This window comes from Paraburkholderia sp. HC6.4b (genome assembly GCF_014200875.1).
Lineage (GTDB): Bacteria > Pseudomonadota > Gammaproteobacteria > Burkholderiales > Burkholderiaceae > Paraburkholderia > Paraburkholderia tuberum.
Genome location: NZ_JACHDC010000012.1, coordinates 103,462 through 129,041, shown reverse-complemented (window position 1 = coordinate 129,041; position 25,580 = coordinate 103,462). Strand labels below are relative to the sequence as shown.

General features: G+C 62.8%; 23 protein-coding genes. 19 read left to right on the top strand and 4 right to left on the bottom strand.

All coding sequences use genetic code 11. The features are described from left to right. Positions 1-189: 189 nt before the first annotated feature. The 3 genes from HDG34_RS19440 (at position 190) to HDG34_RS19430 (ending at position 2,830) form a co-directional block, all read left to right on the top strand. Entirely contained in the window at positions 190-567 is a 378-nt protein-coding gene (locus HDG34_RS19440; protein ID WP_090810644.1) for a hypothetical protein, read from the top strand. A gap of 11 nt (positions 568-578) precedes the next feature. Beyond that, positions 579-797 (top strand): YMGG-like glycine zipper-containing protein, encoded by a 219-nt coding sequence (locus HDG34_RS19435; RefSeq protein WP_018422694.1) that lies wholly within the window; start codon positions 579-581, stop codon positions 795-797. Between the two features lie 467 nt (positions 798-1,264). Then, complete coding sequence (locus HDG34_RS19430; protein WP_184061752.1) at positions 1,265-2,830, top strand: carboxylesterase; 1,566 nt, start codon at positions 1,265-1,267, stop codon at positions 2,828-2,830. A 116-nt stretch (positions 2,831-2,946) separates the two neighbouring features. Here HDG34_RS19430 and HDG34_RS19425 read toward each other — a convergent pair whose 3' ends face one another. The 3 genes from HDG34_RS19425 to HDG34_RS39270 form a co-directional block, all read right to left on the bottom strand. Then, the gene (locus HDG34_RS19425; RefSeq protein WP_260321233.1) at positions 2,947-4,101 is read right to left on the bottom strand and encodes an endo-1,4-beta-xylanase; all 1,155 of its coding nucleotides are present in this window, start codon (positions 4,099-4,101) and stop codon (positions 2,947-2,949) included. Between the two features lie 371 nt (positions 4,102-4,472). Next, positions 4,473-4,781: a BON domain-containing protein gene (locus tag HDG34_RS19420; RefSeq protein WP_184045159.1), complete on the bottom strand. Its 309-nt coding sequence runs from the start codon at positions 4,779-4,781 to the stop codon at positions 4,473-4,475. A 429-nt stretch (positions 4,782-5,210) separates the two neighbouring features. Then, on the bottom strand, positions 5,211-5,345 hold the full coding sequence (locus tag HDG34_RS39270) for a hypothetical protein (RefSeq protein ID WP_260321232.1): 135 nt from the start codon (positions 5,343-5,345) through the stop codon (positions 5,211-5,213). Positions 5,346-5,627: 282 nt separating this feature from the next. On the opposite strand from HDG34_RS39270, the gene HDG34_RS19415 reads away from it, so the two are divergent. From HDG34_RS19415 to HDG34_RS19375, 9 genes are all read left to right on the top strand, one after another. Then, positions 5,628-6,782, top strand: a complete 1,155-nt coding sequence (locus tag HDG34_RS19415; RefSeq protein WP_184061750.1) for a porin — start codon at positions 5,628-5,630, stop codon at positions 6,780-6,782. 200 nt (positions 6,783-6,982) lie between these two features. After that, a complete protein-coding gene (locus tag HDG34_RS19410) occupies positions 6,983-8,074 on the top strand; it encodes a LacI family DNA-binding transcriptional regulator (RefSeq protein WP_184061749.1) in 1,092 nt (363 codons plus the stop codon). Positions 8,075-8,263: 189 nt separating this feature from the next. Beyond that, on the top strand, positions 8,264-9,511 hold the full coding sequence (locus HDG34_RS19405; protein ID WP_184061748.1) for an ABC transporter substrate-binding protein: 1,248 nt from the start codon (positions 8,264-8,266) through the stop codon (positions 9,509-9,511). A gap of 129 nt (positions 9,512-9,640) precedes the next feature. Beyond that, positions 9,641-10,675 carry a carbohydrate ABC transporter permease gene (locus HDG34_RS19400; RefSeq protein ID WP_184061747.1) on the top strand — a complete coding sequence of 345 codons (1,035 nt, stop codon included), beginning with the start codon at positions 9,641-9,643 and terminating at the stop codon, positions 10,673-10,675. Beyond that, a complete protein-coding gene (locus HDG34_RS19395) occupies positions 10,672-11,502 on the top strand; it encodes a carbohydrate ABC transporter permease (protein ID WP_184045169.1) in 831 nt (276 codons plus the stop codon). The genes HDG34_RS19400 and HDG34_RS19395 overlap by 4 nt, the downstream gene beginning before the upstream one ends. Positions 11,503-11,561: 59 nt before the next feature. Beyond that, positions 11,562-12,899, top strand: a complete 1,338-nt coding sequence (locus HDG34_RS19390; protein WP_184061746.1) for a GH1 family beta-glucosidase — start codon at positions 11,562-11,564, stop codon at positions 12,897-12,899. A 112-nt stretch (positions 12,900-13,011) separates the two neighbouring features. Beyond that, on the top strand, positions 13,012-14,142 hold the full coding sequence (locus HDG34_RS19385; protein ID WP_184061745.1) for an ABC transporter ATP-binding protein: 1,131 nt from the start codon (positions 13,012-13,014) through the stop codon (positions 14,140-14,142). Between the two features lie 582 nt (positions 14,143-14,724). Continuing rightward, entirely contained in the window at positions 14,725-15,054 is a 330-nt protein-coding gene (locus tag HDG34_RS19380; RefSeq protein WP_409259442.1) for a type II toxin-antitoxin system Phd/YefM family antitoxin, read from the top strand. Continuing rightward, on the top strand, positions 15,054-15,443 hold the full coding sequence (locus HDG34_RS19375) for a type II toxin-antitoxin system VapC family toxin (RefSeq protein WP_090810623.1): 390 nt from the start codon (positions 15,054-15,056) through the stop codon (positions 15,441-15,443). Before HDG34_RS19380 ends, HDG34_RS19375 begins: the two co-directional genes overlap by 1 nt. Here HDG34_RS19375 and HDG34_RS19370 read toward each other — a convergent pair. Next, positions 15,422-16,471, bottom strand: coding sequence for a LacI family DNA-binding transcriptional regulator (locus tag HDG34_RS19370; protein WP_026226194.1), 1,050 nt, complete (start codon positions 16,469-16,471; stop codon positions 15,422-15,424). The genes HDG34_RS19375 and HDG34_RS19370 overlap by 22 nt on opposite strands. 272 nt (positions 16,472-16,743) lie before the next feature. On the opposite strand from HDG34_RS19370, the gene HDG34_RS19365 reads away from it, so the two are divergent. The 7 genes from HDG34_RS19365 to HDG34_RS19335 all read left to right on the top strand — a co-directional run bounded on the left by HDG34_RS19365 (position 16,744) and on the right by HDG34_RS19335 (position 25,449). After that, complete coding sequence (locus tag HDG34_RS19365) at positions 16,744-18,039, top strand: extracellular solute-binding protein (protein ID WP_184061744.1); 1,296 nt, start codon at positions 16,744-16,746, stop codon at positions 18,037-18,039. 60 nt (positions 18,040-18,099) lie between these two features. Then, positions 18,100-19,017 (top strand): carbohydrate ABC transporter permease, encoded by a 918-nt coding sequence (locus HDG34_RS19360; RefSeq protein WP_244144714.1) that lies wholly within the window; start codon positions 18,100-18,102, stop codon positions 19,015-19,017. A gap of 3 nt (positions 19,018-19,020) precedes the next feature. Continuing rightward, positions 19,021-19,851 (top strand): carbohydrate ABC transporter permease, encoded by an 831-nt coding sequence (locus HDG34_RS19355; protein WP_184023548.1) that lies wholly within the window; start codon positions 19,021-19,023, stop codon positions 19,849-19,851. A gap of 69 nt (positions 19,852-19,920) precedes the next feature. Then, the gene (locus HDG34_RS19350) at positions 19,921-21,051 is read left to right on the top strand and encodes an ABC transporter ATP-binding protein (RefSeq protein WP_184061743.1); all 1,131 of its coding nucleotides are present in this window, start codon (positions 19,921-19,923) and stop codon (positions 21,049-21,051) included. 278 nt (positions 21,052-21,329) lie between these two features. Then, entirely contained in the window at positions 21,330-23,735 is a 2,406-nt protein-coding gene (locus HDG34_RS19345) for a glycoside hydrolase family 3 N-terminal domain-containing protein (RefSeq protein ID WP_184061742.1), read from the top strand. A 65-nt stretch (positions 23,736-23,800) separates the two neighbouring features. Continuing rightward, complete coding sequence (locus HDG34_RS19340) at positions 23,801-24,568, top strand: SDR family NAD(P)-dependent oxidoreductase (RefSeq protein ID WP_184061741.1); 768 nt, start codon at positions 23,801-23,803, stop codon at positions 24,566-24,568. After that, positions 24,565-25,449, top strand: coding sequence for an SMP-30/gluconolactonase/LRE family protein (locus HDG34_RS19335; RefSeq protein ID WP_184061740.1), 885 nt, complete (start codon positions 24,565-24,567; stop codon positions 25,447-25,449). The genes HDG34_RS19340 and HDG34_RS19335 overlap by 4 nt, the downstream gene beginning before the upstream one ends. Positions 25,450-25,580: the final 131 nt, after the last annotated feature.

Sequence of the window (25,580 nt, the reverse complement as noted above, 5' to 3'; positions counted from 1 at the left end):
CCATCAAGGTGTCTATTCGCTGATACGACCCAACGCCAATAGAAGCCGAACCGGCGAACCACGCCGACCGGTGAACCTGAAAGGAGATTCGACGAGACACACAGACCATTCTTCCAAATAACGCGATCGACGCCGCCGGATGCGGTCGCCGGCGGGCCGCTGGAGAACATAACTTCTTTGGAGTATGTGATGGCAAGCAAACCACAATGGCGAACGCTGTTATCTCTGACTTTTCTATCGCTGGCAATGATGGGCAACGTGGCGCGTGCGGAGAGCATTCCAATTGTCACAGGCCAGCAATGGATGCAGTCGACCGATGAGCAGAAGAAAGCGTATCTGGTCGGCATCTCAAATTTGATCGACGTCGAGCGCGCCTATGCCGGCAACATGGCGAACAGCAATGACATCGCACAGCGCTTCGGCAAGGGCATGCAAGGCCAGACACTGGACAGCGTGCGTCAAGGCCTCGACGGCTACTACGCCGCCAATCCCACGATGATCCAACACCCGGTGATCGAGACCCTCTGGTTTCAGATGGTCATGCCCGGCCTGAAGAAAAATCAGTAAGGAGAACGATCATGAAACGACTTGGGTGGATCGTCAGTATTGGCGCACTGGCTGCGATGATCGGTTGCACGGACATGAGCCCGCAGACGCAGGGCACGGTGAGCGGCGCGGCACTTGGCGCGGGCGCCGGTGCGGGCATCGCGGCGATCTCCGGCGGCGATGCGTGGACCGGCGCGATCATCGGCGGCGCGGCGGGCGGCGTGGCCGGCAATATCCGCGGCCGTCAGTAATTACCGGCGAGCAGGCAAGGCTGGGGCGCGACCTGGGTCACGTCCCGGTTTCGTTACTGAAGCGCACGGCCCGATCAGGCCTTGATCAGGCATTCCACGGCCGTCGAGTGAAGCGATTTCCGAGGCGTCGCTGAAGGACCGTTCTTCCATGAGGCACCTCTCCCTTCCCCGCGACGCCGTATGCATTCCGTGCCATTTTCCTCACGTCGAATGTCACGTAGCGAAGCGAATGGGGCGAATTCATTCGCGCTCGCGACATCGCGCATCCCCAGTTCGTCATGAAAATAATCCGTTCATACTCGAGCCGCTGTCAACGTCGCGTTGCCCGCCCGGCCGACAAAGTTTGAACCGATGATTAAAAGCCCTTAGGATATCCACATCGGAAGCCGCCGCGATGGCGGCATGCGCACACCACGCAGAGAGCAGCCTGCGCGCGGTGCAACCTTCATCTCATCAAGAGAACACGAATGCTGCGCACGTCACTGACGGTAATAAAGATAAGTGCATGGATTCTGGTGCTGCTGGCGGTGCTCGCATTGGGGCTACGCGCGTGGAATTCGCAGCGCGGGCCGGAGCTGTCGGTATGGCACACCTATGTGCCGCGCGAAATGACCGTCGAGGAAATGGACACCGCCGACTGGAACGCATACATCAAAGCGGAAAATCGGATTTTCGACGACGTGCGCGTCAATGTCGTTGAAAAGCTGCGGCCGTCCGAGCGCATTCCGGCGAACCGCTATTACGAGGGTTCGCCGATTTTTCCGTGGCATTTCGCCGAAAACTGGAATCACTCGTACATTCTCGAGCCGTCGGGGCCACCCGTCGGCGCGGTCGTGCTGCTGCACGGCATGACGGATGCGCCGTACAGCATGCGGCATATCGCGCGTCGATATCGTGATCGCGGTTTCGTCGCGATCGGCATCCGCTTACCCGGACATGGCACGGTGCCGGCGGGGCTCGTCGACGTGCACTGGCAGGACTGGACCGCGGCCACTCGGCTCGCGGTGCGTGAAGCGCGCCGTCGCGTGGGGCCGGACAAGCCGATCGAGCTGGTCGGGTTTTCGAACGGCGGCGCGCTCGCACTGCAATATGCGCTCGACGCGATCGAGAATCCCGCGCTCGCGCGTCCGACGCGCGTCGTGCTGATCTCGCCGATGATCGGCGTCACGCGTTACGCACGCTTTGCCGGTCTCGCCGGATTACCCGCGGTGCTGCCGGCCTTCGCGCGCGCCGCGTGGCTCGGCATCGTGCCGGAGTTCAACCCGTTCAAATACAACTCGTTTCCTGTGAATGGCGCGCGACAGTCCTTTCTCCTCACGAGCGTGATTCAGGAACAGATTGCGCGGCTCGAGCGCGAGAACCGGCTCGATAAGTTGCCGCCTATCCTGACGTTCCAGTCGGTGACGGATTTCACGGTCAGCACGCCAGCGGTGATGTCGGCGCTCTACGACAAGCTGCCTGAGAACGGCAGCGAGGTCGTGCTGTTCGACGTGAACCGCAGCGTGCGCTTCAGGACCTTCCTGCGCTCCGCGTCGTACACGGCGCTCTCGCGCCTACTGCGCATCGGTCCGCAGAACTATCGCACGACGGTGATCGCCAACGTGTCGCCGGATTCAGCGCATACTGTCGAGCGCAGCGTTTATGCGGGCGAAGTGCAAACGCGTGTCAAGCCGCTGGATATCGACTATCCGCAGGATATTTTCTCGTTGTCGCACGTCGCGATTCCATTCCCGATCACCGACGCGCTGTACGGCATCGCGCCGGACGATTCGGAGAACTTCAACGAGAACCTCGGCACGCTCGCGCCGCGCGGCGAACGCGGCACACTGATTCTGACACTCGATTCGATGTTCCGCATCGCGTCGAATCCGTTCTTCCCGTATCTGCTGCAGCGTATCGACGAAGGCATCGGCAAGATGCCGCCGCCGGTCGTCAAGTCACCGCCGCGCACGCATGAAACCGCCGACGGTCCGCCCGACGATTTCCCCGAAAATCTGAATGCGCTCGAGCAGGTCGGCTCGGACGAGCCTTGAAATCATCTCGATGCTTTGAATCAAGCTGACGGCAATTGCACTGCCACCCTCGCGAGATGTGACCAGGCGGCCCGCAGCTACCGCGTGCCGCCTGCTTTTCGGCTCGAAGATCGACGTTACGGCTGATACGACGAATCGACGATCGTCCACAGCGCCGCTTTCGGCTGCAGGTTCGCATCGAACGGCAGCGGCAGGTTGTTGCGCGGCACCGGCGTCGACGTCAGCCACGTGTGCTTGTCCGAATAGCCCCAGAACGTGACCGCCTTGATGCTCGGCTCCTGTTCGAACAGAGTGAACACGGCGCGATAACGCTCGGCCTGCGCGCGCATGATGTCGTTCGGCACTGGATGCCCGAGGTCCGGCAGACATGCATGCGGATCGCTCCAGCATTCACCGGGATCGGCATAGAGACTCACGTCGAGCTCGGTCACCTGGTTTTCGAGGCCGAGCGCGGCGACGTCGTCGAACGCCTGCTTGATGTTCGGCAGCGGCGGCCAAGTTACGCTGATATGCATCTGATGCCCGACACCGTCGATCGGCACGCCCTGCGCGCGCAAATCGCGGATCACCGCGAGCAGCTTTGCGCGCTTGCGCGGATCGTCGGTGTTGTACTCGTTGATATAGAGCTTCACGTTCGGGTCCGCCGCGCGCGCCGCGCGGAAGGCGATCGCGATGTAGTCCTTGCCGAGCGTCCGGTACCACGGACTGTCTTCGCGATACACCTGATGCGGATCGTCGCTGATCGCTTCGTTGACTACGTCCCACGCGTAGACCTTGCCTCGGAAGTGTGTGACGACGTCGGTTACATATCGATCGAGCCGCTTCGCGACGATGTCGTGATAGAGCGGATCTTTCGGATCGCCGGCGAAGAACCAGTTTGGCGCCTCGGTCCAGTCGCCGGCCTTGAAGTGCCACAAGAGCGTGTGCCCGCGCACCGCAATGCCGTGCGCTTGCGCGAACGCGACGATCCTGTCGGCCGGTTCGAAGTTGTACTTGCCTTCCGCGACGCCGATCGTGCCCGGCTTCATCTTGTTCTCGGCGGTCAGGCTCGAGAACTGGGCGGCGACGAGCGCCGCGTCGGCGGGACTGTCGATTGAATCAGGTTCAATCGCCGCGCCGACCTTGAAGTGCGCGGCCATCACACTGCGCAATGACGGCAGCGCTTCAGCGGGCGCCGCGGCGAGCGGCCGGCCGTCATGAGCGACGGCGGCCTGGTTGTGCGCGCAGCCTGCGGTTGCGAGCGCGCAAACGGCGACGGCTGCGCAGAGCATGCGCATTGAAGTCCTCAAAGGACGCACTCCTGGTCTCAGTGTGACGGAATGCCGGTTCGGATGTCTTCTCTAACTATGTTTTACCGTTACCGATAACAGCGAGATGTTAAGCAGCCTCTGTCAGCCCCGCTATGAGGGATTTACCTGACATATCGACGAGACATGGATGGTGAATCAGCGTCGAGTCGACCGGCTTGACACGGCGTGGGTTGAAAGCGCTTTCAGATGGGGACTGCACGGAACCGTCGCGCGGCTAACGGCGCGAAACAGGGCGCCAGTCACTGAATCCCAACTGGCGAGACAGGAAAACCGAATCCGTTCAACGCGCGGGTCTGCTTCAATCGTCGTCCGCGCCGCGATTCAGTTTGATTTCAATGCCCGTTCAGCGAGCCAGCGTCGGGCGAGAGCCGGTTGTCCACCGAGGTGACACCCGGAACCGACATCGCACTCTGCTCGGCACGCGCAACATGGTCCCGCTCGGGCACCCATCCGAGCAGCGTGATCTGCCCCGAGTGGGCAAAGACGAACACATGTGACATCCCGACTCCGCTGTGCGCCTCCGCGACCCGCACGCTATGGGCGAGTTGTTGGTCGGTGGCTTGCGAATCCTGGGCATGGGCCGCCGGCGCTATTGCGCTTGAAATCAGCAGCGCGAGTGTAGAAACAAAGGCTGTTTTCACGATACCTCCTTAGAGTGCCAAGGTGTGCCGGCAAAATCCGCCGGCAAATCTTCCGGTTCGACTCGATGCGAGGCGTCGGAAGTGCACTGGACAAAATCCTCTTTCCACTGCATGCGTCGCGGTTATCGCGGTTGCGCGCCGAGGTTTTGCCAGTCGGGGCGATGGGCGGTCGTGCCGTCGCCCGCAGAAAAGTTGCAAGGGCAGCGTGTTCGAGCGGGACGTCGCACGTGCGGCGTGGCGGGGGAACAGCGAGAGCCGGGGATGGAAGCTGGTTGGAGCGTTCGTATTGGAGCGCGAGAGCCAGACGGATGAGCTGACAATCCCGCACTCAGCCTGCTACGCGGCTGAGCCCGGCTCGTTGCCCGACATCGTATGCATTGATGATAGTCGCTAATGTCCACCACTGCTGGCGGCTCCTGCGCCAGTTCGTCAAGCCCAAACCGGCAATGCAAGCGAGACGGCTCGTTGCATCTTCGCAACATCAAGCGCGAAATTTTGCTTGCGTTCGAGCGTGTTTTCCTTGTTAAGCAAGCGCTGAGCGACGCGCGAGACGGATTCGCCCATCGTTTCGGTGCATGAGTTCAAACGGATTTCCGACGCTTGTGACCATCACGTAATGGTCACAAGGAAGGGCGCTACTGCGGGATCGTCCGGCGCGCAACTGTTATCGATAACAGCGTTTTCCCTGAGCAGTTAGTTTGATGCGCGGCGCAAGGCCATCCCTATAATCGCCTCGAAATGTGAAGCGAATAAGTAGCGAACATTTCGGCAAGAGGGAAAACGTGTGAGAACGCGTGCGTCCTGTGCGGCTTGGAGACGCCAAAATATATATATAAGGATATCTAAATGAAGAAGAAGCTTATTGCTATGTCGGTGATGGCAGCCGCGACGACGGTGGCCCATGCGCAGAGCAGCGTCACGTTGTACGGCCGTATCGACAACGGCATCCAGTTTGAAACCGGCCTCCCGGGCGGCCACGCGTGGTCAGCGCAAAGCGGCGATTGGGGTTGCTCGTGGTTCGGCCTGCAGGGCGCCGAAGATATCGGCGGCGGCACGAAGACGGTCTTCCAGCTCGAAGGACAGCTCAACACGATGACCGGTGCATCGGCCGGCAATCTGTTCGGCCGCCACGCGACGGTGGGCCTGACGAACGACCACTGGGGTTTGTTCAAGATCGGTAACCTCGGCGCCGGCGAACTTTCGCAGGACAGCTGGGGCACCGACCCGCAGGTGATGCAGCGCTACGCGATCTCGACACTGGTGCGCGGTCGCAACTGGGCGAGCACCAGCAACGGCGCGGAGTACAACTCTCCGGTGCTGCTCGGCGGCCTCGTGCTGAAGGGCCAGTATTCGCTGACCAACAACACGAGCTGGAACTCGGCGCCTGTCAACTCGGCTGGCGTGCCGACCGGCCAGGGTCGTACGAACGCGGTCGAAGGTGTGTACACGTGGGGCAACGGCGACGTCCGCGTGATCTATGACGAAGTGCGCGGCGCCAACGGCTCGTTCAACAACGTCTACTCTGCTTCGCGGATGGCCCTTGTCGGCGGCACGTACGTGCTAGGTCCGGTCAAGCTGTACGCGGGCTACCAGCACCTGAGCGCGCCTGACGCGACCAACGCGAGCGTGGGCGTAACCGATGCGTCGCAGCCTCTCGGCGTGAGCGCGCCGACCAGTGTGAACCACGAATGGGTCGGCGCTGCATGGCAGGTCACGTCGCCCACGCTGTTGACGGCTGCGGTCTACCACGCGAACGCGAACAACGGCAACGGCAATGCAACGCTGTTCACGCTCGCCGCGACGTACGCGCTGTCGAAGCGCACGTTCCTGTACACGGAAGCCGGCTATGTGCACAACAGCTCGACGTCGAACCTGAACCTCGGCAACGGGCCGTACGGCAACAACAACTTCGATGCGGTGACGGGCACGTCGTCGAACAGCAACCCGAACTATGGTCATAGCCAGACCGGCGTGTTCGCCGGGATCATGACCTCGTTCTGAGTTGAGGTTGCCTGATCAGCAATCGCAGTGATCTCTTTGTTTCAAGGACTGTTTATTTCTCTTTCATAGAGAGGCCGGTGCGACGCCTCCTCCACCCTCGTCGCATCGGCTGCTTTTTCTTTTTTTTCGAATTCATCACCGGACGTAGTGCGCCTCTTCATATCTGAGAGCGCTTTCATCACAGGATTCAGGCAGAACTCATGACCCACGACGGCTCCAACGATAAACCCGGCGCGCCCAAGGTATCCAACGTACCCGCTGCGCCCAACGTGACGCTCGAAGCCATCGCGCGCGCGGCCGGTGTTTCTCCGAGCACCGTATCGCGGATCCTGAACGGTTCTGCGCGCGTGCTTCCCGCCAAGCAGCAGGCGGTGGAAGCGGCGATCGCGCGTTTCAACTATCGGCCGAACGTGCTCGCGCGCAGTCTCGCGAGCGGGCGGACCGAAACGATCGGCGTATTGACGCAGGCGGTGTCGAGCCCGTTTTACGCCGAGTGGCTGCGCGGCATCGAGGAGTCGTTGTACGAGCCGGGCTTTACGCCGATCTTCGTGAGCAGCCGCTGGAACATCGACGACGAAAAGGCGCGCCTCGAACAGTTCATCGCGCGGCGCGTCGATGGAATCATCTTGCTGCACGCGCAACTCGATGAGTCGACGTTGACCGACTACTCGCGGCACGCGCCAATGCTCGTACTCGGCCGCTCGGTACAAAACAGCGCGACGCTCGCTGGCCTGCCGATCGACAACATGCAGGGCGCACGCGACGCGACCCATCATCTGATCGAGCAAGGCCATCGCGAGATCGCCTTCATCGCCGGGCCGGCAAGTCACGAGGATGCGATCGAGCGCCTCGTCGGCTACCGGACCGCGCTCGAGGAAGCGGGCATCGGCTTCGATGCCGATCTCGTCGAGCAGGGCGATTACCTCGAAACGGGCGGCGTCGCAGCGATGGAGCGCCTGATGGCGCGCCATCCATCGCTCAGCGCGGTGTTCTGCGCAAACGATCAAACCGCGTACGGCGCGCGCCTCGCGATGTTCCGCCGCGGCGTGCGGGTGCCCGACGACGTGTCGCTGGTCGGCTTCGACGATTTGCCGACATCGTCGTACATGACGCCGCCTTTGACGACAGTCCGCCAGCCGACTTACGAAATCGGCCGCCTCGCCGCACAGGGCATCGTGCAGATGATCCGCAAGCAGTCGATCGCGCTAAGCCCGATTCCGCTCACGCTCGTGACGCGTGAAACCACGCGGCGAATCACGCCGCCGGTAAAACGGGGGGATACGCCTACGTAGCGGCTGTTTTTTCGCCTCAACGTGAAAGCGCTTTCAGGTATCGGCAGTCAAGCAGAAATTCAGCAGCGCATTCAGCGCCAGGCAAAGCAGCACCGAGCAAAGCAGCAACAAAGACAACAGGGGAAGTAGGTCGCAGCAACCGGGTATTCATCGAATGCAATTCAAACAGGGTTCTTCAGGAGACGAGTAATGAAATTCCGCTTTTCAGGCTCTGCCGCCGCCGTTCTGCTCAGCCTGGCCGCAGTCGGCGCGCACGCCAACACCACGTTGACGGTCGCGGTCTTTCCGAAGCTGGATCAGGAAATCAAGGACGCGCTTCCGGCGTGGAAGAAGCTGCATCCGGACGTCGACATCAAGGTGTCGTCGCTCGCGATCGCCGATCACCACAACGCAATGACCACCGCACTCGCGACGAACTCCAATCTGCCCGACGTGATGGCGGTCGAGGTCGGCTTTATCGGCCGCTTCGCCTCGGGCGGCGGTCTCGAAGATCTGTCGAAGGCGCCGTATAACGCGGGCCAGTACAAAAGCCAGTTCATCAACTACACGTTCGCGCAGGCGACCACGCAGGACGGCACGATCGTCGGCATGCCGGCCGATATCGGTCCGGGCACGCTGTTCTATCGCAAGGACCTTCTCGACAAGGCGGGCGTGACCGAAGCCGACCTGACGAAGTCGTGGGACTCGTACCTGGCGGCCGGCGTGAAGATCAAGAAGGCGACGGGTGCGTACCTGATGGCATCGTCGCGCGATATCGAGGACATCTACATTCGCGCCGACCTGAAGGAAGGCGATGGCGTGTACTTCGACAAGGCCGGCAATCCGGTCGTCACGTCGCCACGTTTCGTGAAGGCGTTCGAACTCGCGAAGAAAGCACGCGACCTCGGTCTCGACGCGAAGATCACGCCCTGGTCGAACGAATGGGCCGAAAGTTTCAAGCGCGGGACCGTCTCGACGCAGATGATGGGCGCGTGGCTCGGTGGCCACCTGTCGTCGTGGATCGCCCCGGACACGAAGGGTCTGTGGCGCGCGGCCAATCTGCCGAACAACGCGTACGCATCGTTCGGCGGCACGTTCTACTCGATCCCGGCGAAGGCGACGCAAAAGCCGATGTCGTGGGAATTCATCAAGTTCCTGACGACGCGCCAGGACACGCAGCTCGCATCGTTCCGTTCGATCGACGCATTCCCCGCGCTGCTCGCCGCGCAGAACGATACGTTTTTCGCGGAGCCGGTCGCATTCCTCGGCAACGAGAAAGCGCGTCTGATCTGGCGTGACGCAGCCTCCCACATTCCGGCGATCCAGCGTAGCAAGTACGACCAGGTCGCCGAGGAAGCGGTGCATTCGGCCCTCGACAAGGTCGTCGACGACGGTGCAGACGTGCATACGGCGCTCCAGGAAGCGCAGGACCAGATCGCGCATCGGGTGCGCCGTTAAGCGGTATCGATGCAAGGTCGCGGCACGCTGCTTGCCGCGACCGACGTGTGTCGCAGTGCGCTGCAAGTCTGCTGCAAACAGCGTGGCCGGTCATCGATCCCGGCTACGCCCGACTGGACGGAACTATTGATGACCACCCCGCTGCCCACGACCCCAGAGGTCGCCCGCGATGCGCGCGCGAGCGACGTGCTGAGCTCGCCCGCGCCGTTCGCCGCGCCGCGCAGAACTTCGCGGCTCGATCCGGTGAAAGTCGCACCCTACCTGTTTCTCGGGCCATTTTTCCTGCTGTTCGCGCTATTCATGGCGTTCCCGCTGCTGTTCTCGCTGTACCTGTCGTTCCAGAGCTGGGACGCGACGGCGGGGCTCGCGAGCATGAAGTGGGTGGGTCTGTCGAACTTCACGTTCACGCTGACCGACCCGTGGTACTGGAAGTCGCTGTACAACACCGCGTTGATGGCGATCATGTCCGGCGTGCCGCAGCATCTGGTGGCGCTGCCGCTCGCCTTCTTTCTGCAAACCGCGTTTCGCCGCTGGCGCAACCTGGTGGTCGGCCTGTACTTCCTGCCGTTCATCACGTCGAGCGTCGCGATCGCGCTGATCTTCTCGTCGCTGTATTCGACCGACTTCGGCATGATCAACCTCGCGATCGCCGAGCTCGGCAAGCTGCCCGGCCTGCACTGGATCGTCCCTGCGCATCCGATCGAGTGGCTGTATAACCCGAAGAACGTCAAGCCGGCGGTGTCGGTGGTGATCTTCTGGCGCTATGTCGGCTGGAACACGGTGCTGTATCTGTCGGCGCTGCAAACCATTCCGAAGGACCTTTACGAGGCCGCGCGCATCGACGGCGCGAACGGCTGGCAACAGTTCACCCGCATCACGATTCCGCTGATCAAGCCGATGATTTTCTTCGCGGTCACGCTGTCGATCATCGGTGGGCTGCAACTGTTCGAAGAGCCGTTCATCCTGCTGCCGAACGAAGGCATGGGTACCAGCCAGTCCGGTCTGACGACGGCCGTCTATATGTATCGCACCGCGTTCCACGACGGCGATTTCGGCACTGCGAGTTCGATCGCATGGCTGCTGTTCATTTCGATCGGCGCGTTGATGTGGTTGAACACGCGGATCTTTCACCGCAGCGGCATGAACGAGGAGACACAGCGATGAAATCGTCGAGCAACAAGGGCCGTTATATCGGCTACGCGATCGTGGTGGCCGGTGCGCTGCTGATGTTCTCGCCGTTCTACTTCATGTTCGTGTTCGCGACGCACACGAGTTCCGAGATTTTCTCGATGCCGCCCCCGCTGTGGTTCGGCAGCGCGTTTCTCGACAACATGGCCTCGCTGATGCGGCACATTCCGTTCTGGCGCAATCTCGGCTGGAGCTTCTATACGGCCACGATGCAAACCGTGCTGACGCTGCTCGTCACGTCGATGGCCGGCTACGCGTTCGCGATGTACGAATTCCGCTTCAAGAAGACGCTGTTCGCGATCGCGCTGACCGCAATGCTGGTGCCGCCGTTCCTCGGCATGATTCCGACCTTCATGACGATGAACCTGCTCGGCTGGATCGATCAGCCGCGCGCGCTGTACGTACCTGGCGCGGCCGCCGCGCTCGGCGTGTTCCTGATGCGCCAGTACGTCGCCGCGGCGATTCCGTCCGAGCTGATCGAGGCGGCGCGCATCGACGGCTGCAGTGAATTCCGCATCTACTGGAGCATCGTGATGCCGCTGCTGGGACCGGCGCTGGGTACGCTTGGACTGATCAGCTTCATTCAGGCGTGGAACAACTTTCTGTCGGCGCTCGTCGTGCTGCGTTCGCCGTCGATGTACACGCTGCCGCTCGCTCTGCGTATTCTGCAAAGTCCGACCAATTCGGATTGGGGCGCGGTGATGGCGGGCTCCGCGGTCGCGGTGCTGCCGTTGCTGGTGCTGTTTGCATTCACCTCGCGGCGTCTGATCGACGGTCTGACGACCGGCGCGGTCAAGGCTTGAGATTCTCTCTTTCATTTTTCACGCCCTAGCAGGCGTGACGATTCAGGACAACATCATCTATGTCGACGTATCGATTCAACGGAGACTTCGTCTGGGGCGTCGCCACCAGTTCCTACCAGATCGAAGGCGCAGCGCATGAGGACGGCCGCGGCCCGTCGATCTGGGACGCGTTCTGCAACGTGCCGGGCAAGGTCCTGAACGGCGAGAACGGCGATGTCGCATGCGATCACTATCACCTGGTCGAGGAAGACCTCGACCTGATGGCCGAACTTGGGGTCAAGGCTTATCGCTTTTCGATCGCCTGGCCGCGCGTGCAGCCGACTGGCCGCGGCGCATTCAACGACAAGGGCCTCGCGTTTTACGAGCGCCTCGTCGACGGTTTGCTCGAGCGCGACATCCAGCCGTTCGCAACGCTGTATCACTGGGACCTGCCGTTGTCGCTGCAGCATACGCAAAACGGCTGGGAAAGCCGCGACACCGCTTATCGCTTCGCGGACTTCGCGCGCAAGATCGGCAGCGTGCTCGGCGATCGCGTTGCATCGATCGCGACGCACAACGAACCGTGGTGCACCGCGTGGCTCGGCAACGCAACCGGCTATTTCGCGCCGGGCAACGCCGATCTGAAGAAGGCCGCGCATGTCGCGCACCATCTGCTGCTGTCGCACGGTCTCGCGTTGCAGGCACTGCGCGCCGATGGCGTGAAGGCGCCGCTCGGCATCGTGCTGAACCAGTCGCCGGCGCATGGCGCGACGGATGCGCCCGAAGATCAGGCCGCCGCGTCGCTCGAATACGCGAAGTTCGTGCGCTGGTACATGGACCCGCTGTTCAAGGGCGAGTATCCGGCCGAGGCGCTGGAATGGTATGGCGCGAACGGTCCGCAAGACGTGATCCGGAACGGCGATTTCGACGTGATCGGCACGCCGATAGACTTCCTCGGCGTCAACTACTACACGCGGATCTTCGCGAGCGCATCGGGCGAGAAGCGTCCGCCGGGCGCGCTCGGCTTCACCGACATGGATTGGGAAGTCTATCCGCAAGGTCTCACCGAATTGCTGACGCGCATCAACGCCGACTACAAGTTGCCGCCGATCTACATCACCGAGAACGGCTGCGCGGCGAAAGACGTGCTCGATAACGGCCGCGTGCACGACGCCGAGCGCGTGCGCTTCTACGACCTGCATCTCGCCGCCTTGTCGGACGCGGTGAAACAGGGCGTCGACGTGGCGGGCTATTTCGCCTGGAGCCTGATGGACAACTTCGAATGGGCGTCGGGCTACGACAAGCGCTTCGGCATGGTCTACGTCGACTACGCGAGCCAGGAGCGCACGCTGAAGGACAGCGCGTTGTGGTATCGCGACGTGATCGCGCAACACGCCGGCGTCGCGGCCGTGCGCTGAGGCGCACGCCCGGCGACGGGCGCATCGAACCTCGCGTGGCGCGACAGTAGTGCGGCAGTGGGATAGCGTCACGCGGGGTCTGCAAGTACAAGGATCGAGGAGGAGGCATCAAATGGGCGAACTCGTATTGCGCAACGTCACGAAGACGTATGGCGAAGGACCGCAGGTGATCCAGGGCATCGACTTGCGCATCCCGGACGGCCAGTTCACGGTGTTCGTGGGACCGTCGGGCTGCGGAAAGTCGACGATGCTGCGCATGATCGCGGGGCTCGAGTCGGTGACGGGCGGCGACATTCTGATCGACGGCGTACGCGTCAACGATCTGCAGCCCACGGACCGCGGCATCTCGATGGTGTTCCAGAGCTACGCGCTCTACCCGCACATGACGGTCGCGGAAAACATGGGCTTTTCGCTGAAGCTGTCGGGCAAGTCGAAAAAGGAAGTGCGCGAGGCGGTGGGCCGTGCCGCCGAGATCCTGCAGATCACACATCTGCTGGAGCGCAAACCGAAGGCGCTGTCGGGCGGCCAGCGCCAGCGCGTCGCGATCGGACGGGCGATCGTGCGCAAGCCGCGCGTGTTCCTGTTCGACGAACCGCTGTCGAATCTCGATGCGGCGCTGCGCGTGCAGATGCGTATCGAACTCGCGAAGCTGCATCGCGAACTCGGCACGACGATGATCTACGTCACACACGATCAGGTCGAGGCGATGACGCTGGGCCAGCAGATCGTCGTGTTCAACAAAGGCTGCATCGAGCAGACCGGCGCGCCGCTCGACCTGTATGAGCGGCCGTCGAACCGCTTCGTTGGCGGCTTCATCGGCTCGCCGCAGATGAACATGCTGGCCGCGACGCTGGTGTCGCGAAGCGATGCGCAAACCGTCGTGGCGCTCGCCGGCGCGAGCCAGCGCATCGTGCTGCCCGGCCGGCTGGCGCAGCCTGTCAGTGGCGAGTTGACGCTCGGGGTGCGCGCCGAGCATCTGGGCATCGGCTCGCTCGACGAAGGTCTCGCCGCGCGTGTCGAACTGGTCGAGCATCTCGGCGACGTCTCGATCCTGCATGCTCGACTCGATGGCATGGCGCACGCGATTGCGCTGAAGCTCGACAAGAAGGACGCGCAGCACGCGGTCGGCGCGCGTGTCGGGATCAAGGTGGCGTCGTCGTCGGTCACGCTGTTCGATGCGAACGGCGCCGCGGTGAGCCTCGCGCGACCCGAAGTCGGCGAGGACGTCGGCGCGGTGGTTTGACAGGCCGATGTCGGCGAGTGAGCAACGGTAAAGCCGCGCGAATCGTTGCATGCGTGGATCGTGCATTTCGATGCGGAGCCTTCATCAGGACCCCCTGCATCGAACGAGGAAGACTGACGCAAGCAGCGATGACGTTAGCCAGTTCGCATTAAATATTACGCAGTACTTTCGACGCCTTGCATCGAGCTTTCTCCTTGCCGGGCTTGATTTAGCGGGTCCAGTCGAGGGGTCGGATAGTGGTTCGGAGCTTAGGTAAACTCCGCATGGCGGCCGCGAACATGCGCCATTAACATCCGCTAACGTTAAGGGTAACGTTAAGCAAATTTGCATCTATTCGAAGATCTATAACACGGGGCAAAACATTGCAAGCCAAGACGCGCCGCGCCGCTATCCGGCGCGACCCGTATGGCCAGAGCGGTCTGTGTAAAACCAATTGATTAGGTGAAAGTGCAGCGGTTGCGCGCAGGAATTGGCGCGACCGTTGCAGGCTGTGTCGCGGTTACGGTAGTTGTCGCCGCGAGTTGGATTGGAGCTTGAGGGAGCTCCTGGCAGTAGGCTGGGAAGCAACGACTGAGAGCAAGGTTGATAAAGAATGTCGGGCACGCATCGCGGGTGTTCGCCTGCGGGCGCACCGGCCCGATACAAAAAATACCGTTGGATTTTTGCTGGGTGGAGAGCGTCATGGAAAAGCGAGTATCTAAAGCCATTTTCAAGTCCCGGGCCTGCGAGCTGTTCCGTCAGGTCGAGGCATTGGGCGAAACCGTGGTCGTCACCGACCGCGGGCAACCCACCATCGAAATCCGGCCGTATCGCAGCAAGCAGGAAAATCCGCTCGAGCTGCTGCGCGCGTCGATTACGCATTTCAACCTGAAGCACGCGCTGCAGCCTGTCACTGCCGAGCAGGACGAGTAATGATCACGCTCGACACGCTTGCGCTCGTGTGCTGGCTCGGCAGGCAGAAAGCGCTGAGCCAGGCCGCGCACGATGCGATCGATCGGGAGCTCGCCGGCGGCGAGATCCTGATTTCGGCAATCAGTGCGTTCGAAATCGCGGAGTTCGTGAAGGTCGGCAGTCTCGGGCTGTCGATGGACGCGCGCAGCTGGATGTCGACGTTTCTGTCGCTCGACGGCGTGCGGATGATTCCGGTCGACACCGAGATCGCGTTTCGCGCGGCCACGCTGCCGCCCACGCTCGCCTTGCATCAACGCCTGATCGTCGCGACCGCGCGCACGCATGGCGGCGCGCTCGTGACTTCGGATGCGAAAGTGCGCGCGTCGACTTACGTCGAAACGATCTGGTGACGGACGCGGCGCTGCCTGGTGCGGACGGGGCCGGTGGAATCGCGCACCACCAGTTCCGCCGGCAGCGTGATGCGCTGCGAAGCGGCGTCGATCCCGGCGATCTGCGCGAGCAGCGTGTTGACCGCCGAGCGCGCCATTTGCTGGAACGGTTGGCGGATCGTGGTGAGCGCCGGGTGAAACTGCTCGGACATCGGGATGTCGTCGAAGCCGATCACCGAGATGTCGTCCGGCACGCGCAGTCCCGCTTCGCGGATCGCGGCGATCACGCCGAACGCGCTCTGGTCGTTGGCCGTGAAGATCGCGGTGGGCGGCTCGGCGAGATTCAGCAGGTCGAACGTGACGTCGAACGCCATCATTTGCGACAGGTCTCCCGCGGCGACCAGCGCGTCTTCGCGCGGCAGGCCGAGGCGAGCCAGCGTGTCGTGATAGCCGCGTTGCCGGTCGCGCACGCCTTCGATCGTTTCGTCGCCGGCCAGAAACGCAATGCGCTTGTGACCGAGCTCGGCGAGGTGCTCGACCGCGAGACAGGCGCCGCCGTAGTTGTCGACCGACACCGACGGGAAGCCCGTCAGCGTGCCGCGCTGATCGACCACGACGACCGGTACCTTCGCGGTGGCGAGCGCCTCGAGGCACAGCGACTCGCGCGGAAGAATGGCGAGGATACCGTCGGAGAATTGCTGGATGAGCCCAAGCAGGTCGTGATGCGTATGACGATCTTCGTCGAACACCGTGTAGACCAGCATCTCGCAGCCCGCGCCACGCGCCGCGCGGCCCGCGCCGAGAATCAGTTCGCTGGAGAATTGCGTGTCGAGTGTCGGCGTGATGATGCCGATGATGCCGTTGCGGCCGCCCGACAGTTTCTGCGCGGTGCGGTTGACGACGTAACCGATGTCCGACGCGATTCTCAGGACTTCGTCGCGGGTTTCGCGCGACACGCCGGGACGGCCGTTGAGAGCGCGCGACGCGGTCATCTGGGACACCCCGGCAAGCTTGGCAACGTGCTCAAGCGTTGGGGTCTGTCTTGCCATGCGGGTCGAAGGTGTGCGAGAGGTCATTGGATGGGTCGACTCGCTAATCGCGTTAGCGATACCGTTTATGTAGTCGTTATTCTAGCAGAACCCTTTATATTTCAGCTTTCCCGCAATCGGTCCATCTTATCCGGCCGTTGCGTCGCAGCCCGCCGGGACCAGGTAAAATCCCGCATAGCCTTACTTCACGCATCGACCTAACATTCACTAACGTTAAGGCTAACGTTAATGTTTCGGTGATTTCTTATAAATCCAGAAGAGGGGACACACCCATGGCGTACCCGGCTTTGTTTAAAGCGCGGTCCATCATCGGCGCGACGGCGCTGCTGTTTTCGTTGTCTGCAGTTGTTTCGAACGCCGTAGCGGCGGACTCCAAGACGATCACGGTATGGGACCAGCAGACCAATGCGTCGTCGAGCAAGATCATTCGCGACGCCTCGGATCGATTCGAAAAGGCGGTTCCGGGCTACAAGGTCGAGAATTCGCACGTCCTGAACGAGGCGTACAAGACTAAGCTGAAGGTCGCTTTCGGCGCGAACCAGCCGCCGTGCGTGTTCGAGAACTGGGGCGGCGGCGGGCTGCACGAGTACGTGAAATCCGGCCAGATCGCCGACCTCACGCCGTACCTGGAGAAGGATCCGGCGTACCGCAGCCGCTTCATGCAAGCGTCGTGGAATGTCACGACGTTCGACGGCAAGACCTACGGTGTTGCCGCCGAAAACGCGGCGGCCGCGGTGATCTTCTACAACAAGGAAGTCTTCAAGAAGTACGGCATCACGCCGCCGAAGACGTGGGATGAACTGATGCACGTCGTTGAAGTGCTGAAGTCGCACAACGTTGCAGCGTTCTCGCTCGCGAACAAGAACAAGTGGACCGGTTCGATGTACTACATGTACCTCGTCGACCGTATCGGCGGTCCGCAAGTCGTGAAGGACGCGATCGAAGGCAAGGGCAAGGGCTTCGAAGATCCGGCGTTCGTCGAAGCCGGCAAGCGCATTCAGGAACTCGTGAAGGCTGGCGCGTTCGCACCGGGCATCAACGGTCTCGATTACGACTCGGGCGCCTCGCGCCGCCTGTTGTACACGGGCAAGGCTGCCATGGAGCTGATGGGCGCCTGGGAAGCTTCGACGATCGCGAACGAAAATCCGACGTTCTCGAAGGATCTCGACTTCTTCGCGTTCCCGAGCGTGCCGGGTGGCAAGGGTGATCCGCGCGACCTGATCGGCACGGTCGGCGACGGCTTCCTCAGCATCTCGACCGAGTGCAAGACGCCGGACGCAGCATTCAAGCTGATCCAGGCACTGACCGACGAGCAGGCGATGCAGGCTCGCGCGTCGGATGACCACAAGCTCCCGCCGGTCAATAACGTCAAGATCGAGGATCCGTTCACGCAGCGTCTGCAGCAAATGCTTGCCGCCGCTCCGAGCGTGCAGCTCTGGTACGACCAGGCACTGCCGCCGGCCCTCGGTGAATTGCACAAGGACACGACGCAAGCACTGTTCGGTCTGTCGCTGACGCCTGAGGCTGCTGCGCAGCAAATGGAAGCCGCTTCGAAGAAGGGCGGCTGATCTCCAGTCTTAAAGAAAAGTCCGACCGGCACCGCGAGGTGCCGGTCGGCATACAAGCCCGTGAATATCGCACTTTCCGCTACACCCGAACGCCGGCTGAGATTTTCATCGCAAACGCTCGTCACGGTTGTGTTTCTTGCGCCGTCGCTGCTGCTGCTGGCCGTGTTCCTGCTTTATCCGCTCGTCTCCAGCCTGCGGCTGTCGCTGCTCGACTGGAACGGCCTCGGCAACACTGCCCGTTATATCGGGCTCGCGAACTGGGCGCGGCTCGCGCACGACATGGTGTTCTGGCAATCGCTGAAGAACAACGTGATTCTTGCTGTCGCGTCGATCGTCGTCCAGCTTCCGATCGCGCTCGCGCTCGCCGTGCTGCTGGAGAAGGCCGGTCGTGGCTCGCGCTTGCTCAAGGTGCTCTATTTCCTGCCGCTGCTGATGTCGAGCGTGGCGATCGGCGTGCTGTTCAAGCAAATCTACGATCCGAATTTCGGTCCGATCAACGTCGCGCTGCAGGCATTCGGGCTTGATGGCCTCGCGAAGGACTGGCTGGGCGATCCGCATTTTTCGCTGGCTGCGACCATCGCCGTGATCATCTGGCAGAACGCGCCTTTCTACATGATTCTGTTTCTCGCCGGCCTCTCGTCGATGCCGGCCGAGGTCAACGAGGCTGCGCTCCTCGACGGCGCATCCGAGTGGACCATTTTCTGGCGCATCAAGCTGCCGCACCTGCAAGGCACGGTGCGCACCGCTGTGCTGCTGTCGGTGCTCGGGTCGCTGCGTTACTTCGATCTCGTCTTCGTCATGACCGGTGGCGGCCCCGAAGGCTCGTCCGAGGTGATGGCCACCTACATGTATCGCACGGTGTTCAGTTCGTTCCAACTCGGCTACGGCAGCACCATCGGCTCAGCGATGTTCCTAATCGTCATCACGGTGGCGGCGGTGTCGATGTACTTCACCCGCCGTTATGCAACCGAGGTCTGAACCATGAACAAGAAACTACGCTTCCCCCGCGTGGGGGTTCCGCTGCTGGCACTGATCTGGCTGGCCGTCACGACGATTCCGTTTCTCTTCATGGTCGCATCGAGCTTCAAGAGCCAGGAAGAGACCTTCGCGACGTCAGTGTGGGCGCCGCCGAGCCACCTGTATTGGGGTAACTACGCGGCTGTGCTGCAGGGGCCGTTTTTCACTTATTTCCGTAACAGCGTGTTCACGGTGGGCGTGTCGGTGCTGCTGATCGTCATCATCAGTGCGATGGCGGCCTACGTGTTTGCGCGCTTGCGCTTCTCGCTGAACAAGACGCTGTTCGGTCTGGTGGTCGCCGGCATGATCGTGCCGCTGCATGCGACGCTCGTGCCGATCTATCTGCTCACGCGCAACCTCGGCCTTTACGACACCGCGTTCGCGCTGCTCGGCCCTTATGTGGCCCTCAGTCTGCCGGTGTCGATCTTTATCCTGACCGAGTTCATGCGCCAGATTCCGCGCGAGCTCGAAGAAGCGGCGCAGCTCGACGGATGCAGTCCGTTCCGCATCTTCTGGCGTATTTTCTTCCCGCTTTCGGCACCGGGGCTCGCCACCGTGACGATCTTCAACGGCATTGGTCTGTGGAACGAGTTCATCTTCGCGTACATGCTCACGTCGACGGCCGAGCACCGTACGCTGCCGCTCGCGATTTGGGACTTCATGGGGCAATACGCGTCGAACATACCCTCGATGCTGTCTGTCCTCGTTCTCACGTCGTTGCCGCTGATCGTTGCCTACGCGTTCGGTCAGGAGCGCGTGATCAAGGGGATGATGGCCGGCTCGCTCAAGGGCTGATCCGCATCGCACCTCACCTCGAATCGTGTGGGCCAAAGTGGCCCGCACACCGAACTTCGCATAAACGATATGGCAAGCATCTCTCTCACTAACGTACAGAAGTCCTATACGAGCGGTAACTCGGTGATCCGCGACGCCAACCTCGAAGTCGGCAGGGACGAATTCTGCGTGTTCCTCGGGCCGTCGGGCTGCGGCAAGTCCACGCTGTTGCGCATGATCGCCGGTCTCGAATCGATCACCGACGGCGAACTGCGCATCGACGGTCAACTGATGAACAACGTCGAGCCCGCGAAACGCAAGGTCGCGATGGTGTTCCAGAACTACGCGCTCTATCCGCATATGAGCGTGTACGAGAACATGGCATTCGGCCTGCGTCAGGCGAAGGTCGATAAGGCCACCATCGACAAGAAGGTACGCAGCGCCGCTGCCGCGCTGCAACTCGACAGCTACCTCGAACGCCGCCCCGCTGCGCTGTCCGGCGGCCAGCGCCAGCGCGTGGCGATCGGGCGCGCCATCGTGCGCGAGCCGGGCGTGTTCCTGTTCGACGAGCCGCTGTCGAATCTCGACGCCGCGCTGCGCGTGCAGACGCGCACCGAAATCGCCCGTTTGCATCGCGAGTTCAACCGCGCGAGCGCGGTGTACGTCACGCACGACCAGATCGAAGCGATGGCGCTCGCCGACAAGATCGTGCTGCTGCACGCCGGCGCGGAGATGGAAAAGCACGGCAGCATTGCGCAGATCGGCGCGCCGCTCGATCTGTACCACCGGCCGAAGAGCCGCTTCGTCGCTGGCTTCATCGGTTCGCCGAAGATGAACTTCATGCCGGCCACGGTGCTCGCGGTCGACGACAAGGGCATTCAGGTCGAGCTGACCACGGGCGAGCGCGTGCGCGCGGAGGTCGACGGCCGCAGGCAGCGCGTCGGTTCGCAGGTCACGCTCGGCATCCGGCCGGAGCATCTTGCCCTGCCGTCGGCGCAGGCCGGCGTGCAGACGATCCGCTGCGCCGTGCGCCTGGTCGAACGGATGGGCGAGCACAGCTACGTGCATGTGGACGGTGGCGTGCGCGACGGCAACGCGATGATCGCCAAGCTGCCCGGCGACGGTGGCGTGACGCACGACGAACGCGTCGAACTGGCGTTCGCACCGCACGCGTGCCACGTTTTCGACGACAAGGATTTCGCGCTGCCGCGTCTGCACTGATCCGCTTGCGATCGCGCTGCTTGCACGACGCGAGCAAGCGCGGTCCCATTGCATCGCGTCGCTAGACGCAACGAACGACCCGTAGTCGATCAAACACGGCGAATTCGAGTCGCGGCTGCGTTCGATCGATTAGCAGGACTGCGAAGTCTGGAAAGGTATCTGAAATAGAAGGGATGGCATCCGGGCTGAAGCAACGCCATGCCGCATGCTTGTCAGAAACAACGGATTTGTCGGCGCTTCATGCGCTTCGTACACCATGATAAAAAAAGGAGTTTTCGATGTTGCTTCGCCAAAGTGAGGTCCCGCTCTACCGCAATCCAGCCGCAGCCGTGGAAGAGCGCGTGGCCGATCTGCTCGCGCGCATGACACTCGACGAAAAGATTGCGCAGCTTCACGCCGCGTGGCTGAAGCTGTCGACCGATGGCAATCACAAGGCGCGTAGCATCGATTTCGCGCAGAGCGCCAACCAGATCACGGTCGACGAGATCCTGCAGCATGGCCTCGGCCAGATCACGCGTCCGCTCGGTACGCATACGGTCGATCCGAAAGAAGGCGTACGCGCGCTCAACGAGCTGCAGCGCAAGATGGTCGAAGACACGCGCCTCGGCATTCCGGTGATGTCGCACGAGGAATGCCTCGTCGGGCTCATGATCAAGGACGCGACGCTGTTCCCGTCGCCGTTGAACTATGCGGCGACGTGGAATCCGCAACTGGTCGGCGAAGTGGGCACGATCATCGGCGAGCAGGCACGCTCGATCGGCTGTCATCAGGGGCTCGCGCCGGTGCTCGACGTGTCGCGCGACCCGCGGTGGGGCCGCACCGAGGAGACGCTCGGCGAAGACCCGTATCTGGTTGGCGTGCTCGCGTGTCATTACGTGAAGGGCCTGCAGGGCGAACAGCGCGATCTGCTCGCGACGCTCAAGCATTTCGTCGGTCATTCGGCGAGCGAAGGCGGCCGCAATCATGCGCCGGTGCATGTCGGTCCGCGTGAGCTCAACGACGTGTTCATGCTGCCTTTCGAAATGGCCGTGAAGCTCGCGAACGCGGGCTCGGTGATGCCCGCCTATCACGACGTCGACGGCGTACCCTGTCATGGCGATCGCGCGCTGCTGCACGACACGCTGCGAGAGAAATGGGGCTTCGACGGTCTCGTCGTCGCCGATTACGCGGGCGTCGACCTGCTGTTCAGCCATCATGCGGTGGCGCGCGACAGCGCGTCGGCCGCGGCCCTCGCGTTCAACTCCGGCCTCGACGTCGAGCTGCCGGGTCACGAGTGCGCGGTGCATCTGAAGGAAGCGCTCGAGCGCAACGAGATCAGCGAAGCGACGATCGACACCGCCGTCTCGCGCGTGCTGCGCGTGAAATTCCAGCTCGGCCTGTTCGAGAATCCGTACGTCGATCCCGAACGCGTCGACGTGAAAAGCGCGACCGCGGGCGATACCGCATATCAGGTTGCGCTCGAATCGGCGGTGCTGCTGCGCAATCAAGGCGACGTGCTGCCGCTCGACGCGCACGGCCCGGACAAGATCGCGGTGATCGGCCCGACCGCCGACGATCCGCTCGCGCTGCTCGCCGGCTACAGCTTCCCGGTGCACCTGATCAACAGCGGCGAGCAGTCCACTGCTTCGATCGCGACGCCGCTGCGTTCGCTGCGTGCGTTGCTCGGCGACGAGCGCGTCATTCACGCGCAGGGTTGCGACATCATCAAGGAGCGCCGCGCGGGCGCGCCGGTGTTTCCGGGCGACGTGTCGCTCGATCTGACCGGCGACGCGCATTGCGACGAGCTGATCAGCAAGGACACCGACGGCATCGCGGCCGCGGTCGAGGCCGCGCGGCAAGCGGGCGTCGCGCTGGTGTTCGTCGGCGATCTGGCGGGGCTGTTCCAGTCCGGCACGGTCGGCGAAGGGTCCGATACCGACAGCCTCGACCTGCCGGGTGTGCAGCAGGCGTTGCTGCAGGCAGTGGTCGATAGCGGCACGCCGACGGTCGTCGTGATGACGGGCGGCCGTCCGTACAATCTCGGCGGCCTCGAAGAGCGCATCGCCGCGCAGATCATGGCGTTCGCGCCGGGCGAGCGCGGCGCCGAGGCGCTGGCCGATCTGCTGGTGGGCCGCGCCAATTTCAGCGGCCGTCTGCCGCTGTCGGTGCCGAAGAGCGCGGGCGCCGTGCCGTACGTGTATAACCATCGTCTGAAGAGCGCGGGAACGCCGATTGCATACCATTTCGGCTGCCGCTATCCGTTCGGTTTCGGTCTCGGCTATACGCAGTTCCGTTACGTCGATCTCGCGCTCGCGCACAGCGAAGTGCCGATCGAAAGCGGTACGATCGAGTTGAGCTTCACGGTCGACAACATCGGCGCGCGCGACGGCACCGAGATCGTGCAGATCTACGTGCGCGACCGGCACGCGTCGGTCGCGCGGCCGGTCCGCGAGCTGAAGGCGTTTGCGCGCGTGCCGCTCGCGGCCGGTGCGTCGGCGCGTGTGCGCGTGAAACTGCCGGTGGACATGCTGAACTTCACTGACGCGTGCGGCGAGCGTATCGTCGAGCCCGGTGACTTCGATCTGCTGGTCGGCAGCTCGAGCCGCGACATTCATCTGAGCGGCACGGTCGCCGTCGCGGGCTCCGCGACGAGAACGCTCGAATGCAACTGGCGCATGCTGAGCGAGGTCGAGATCGTGGCCTGAGCGGCGGGTCAGGGCGGCGAGCGCCGTCCTGTATGTGGTCCTACTCGTAACAAGTGGAAAATCTGATGTCGTACGCAACCTATCCAAGTCTGTCGGACAAAACCATCGTCGTGACCGGCGGCGGCGCCGGGATCGGCGCCGCGATCGTCGAGGCCTTCGCGCAGCAAGGCGCGCGCGTGTTCTTCCTCGACGTCGCCGAGCACGATTCGCTCGCGCTGCAGGAAACGCTTCGCCACGCGAAGCATCCGCCGCTGTTTCGCCGCTGCGACCTGAAAAATGTCGACGCGATCGAAAACACGTTCGCCGACATCATCGATGCGGTGGGCCCGATCGACGTGCTCGTCAACAACGCCGGCAACGACGACCGGCACGAAATCGGCGAACTCACCGCGAGCTACTGGGACGACCGTATCGCGGTGAATCTGCGCCACCAGTTCTTCTGCGCGCAGGCCGCCGCAAACGGTATGCGTCGCGCGGGGCGCGGCGTGATCCTGAATCTGGGCTCGGTGTCGTGGCATGTCGCGCTGCCGAACCTCGCGATCTATATGACCGCCAAGGCCGGCATCGAAGGGCTCACGCGTGGTCTCGCGCGTGATCTGGGCAGCGCGGGCATCCGCGTGAATTGCATCATCCCCGGGGCGGTGAAGACGCCGCGGCAGATGCAGCTGTGGCAATCGGCTGAGAGCGAAGCGAAGGTCGTCGCGAGTCAATGTCTGCAACTGCGCATCGAGCCCGAGCACGTCGCGCGTATGGCGCTGTTCCTCGCGTCCGACGACGCATCACGCTGCTCCGGCCGCGATTACTTCGTCGACGCAGGGTGGTACGGAGAATGAGCATGCCGGTCGCAGTGTGCGTATGGGCGGTCGGCGCCGAGCTGGCCGAAGGGCCGCTATGGCAGGCCGCCGAAAACGCGGTGTATTTCGTCGATATCAAGGGGCGCCGGATTCATCGGCTGTCCGTCGCGACCGACGAGCAGCGGACGTGGCAGGCGCCCGATCAGCCCGGTTTTCTGGCGCCGCTCGCGGACGGCACGTTCGTATGCGGGCTGCCATCCGGCTTGCATCGCTTCGATCCGGCGAGCGGCGAGTTCAGCAAGCTCGCCGAGGTCGAACCGCATCTGCCGGGCAACCGCCTCAACGACGGTTTCGTCGATGCACGGGGACGCCTGTGGTTCGGCTCGATGGACGATGCGGAAGAGGCGCCGAGCGGCACGCTGTATCGCGTGAACGAGCAAGGCGCGGCAATCGCGCAGGACGACGACTACGTGATCACGAACGGCCCGGCGATGAGCCCGGACGGCCGCACGCTGTATCACAACGACACGATGCGGCGCGTGGTTTATGCCTTCGACGTCGCCGCGGACGGCACGCTGTCGGGCAAGCGCATCTTCGCCGCGATCTCCGGCGACGGCCATCCCGACGGCATGGCCGTCGATGCCGACGGCTTCGTGTGGATCGCGCTGTTCGGCGGCTGGCGGATCGAGCGTTACTCGCCGGCGGGCGAGCTGGTCGATCAGGTGCCGTTGCCGTGCGCGAACGTGACGAAGCTCGCGTTCGGCGGCGACGATCTGCAAACCGTCTATGTGTCCACCGCATGGAAGGGACTGACGGCGGTCGAGCGCCGGCATCAACCGCAGGCGGGCGGGCTGTTCTCGTTCCGCGCGCCGGCGGCGGGGCAGGCTCAGGCGCGCTGCACGGTGGGCTTCGAGCGCTAGACGACAAAAACACAGCGACAGGACAGGCCGCAAAACGCAACCCTGACGTTGCCTGGTCGCTCCGCAAGGAGCGGCCCGCTATCATGTGCGTTCCATGACTTTCGCGCATTCGCCCCGATACCTATCATGAC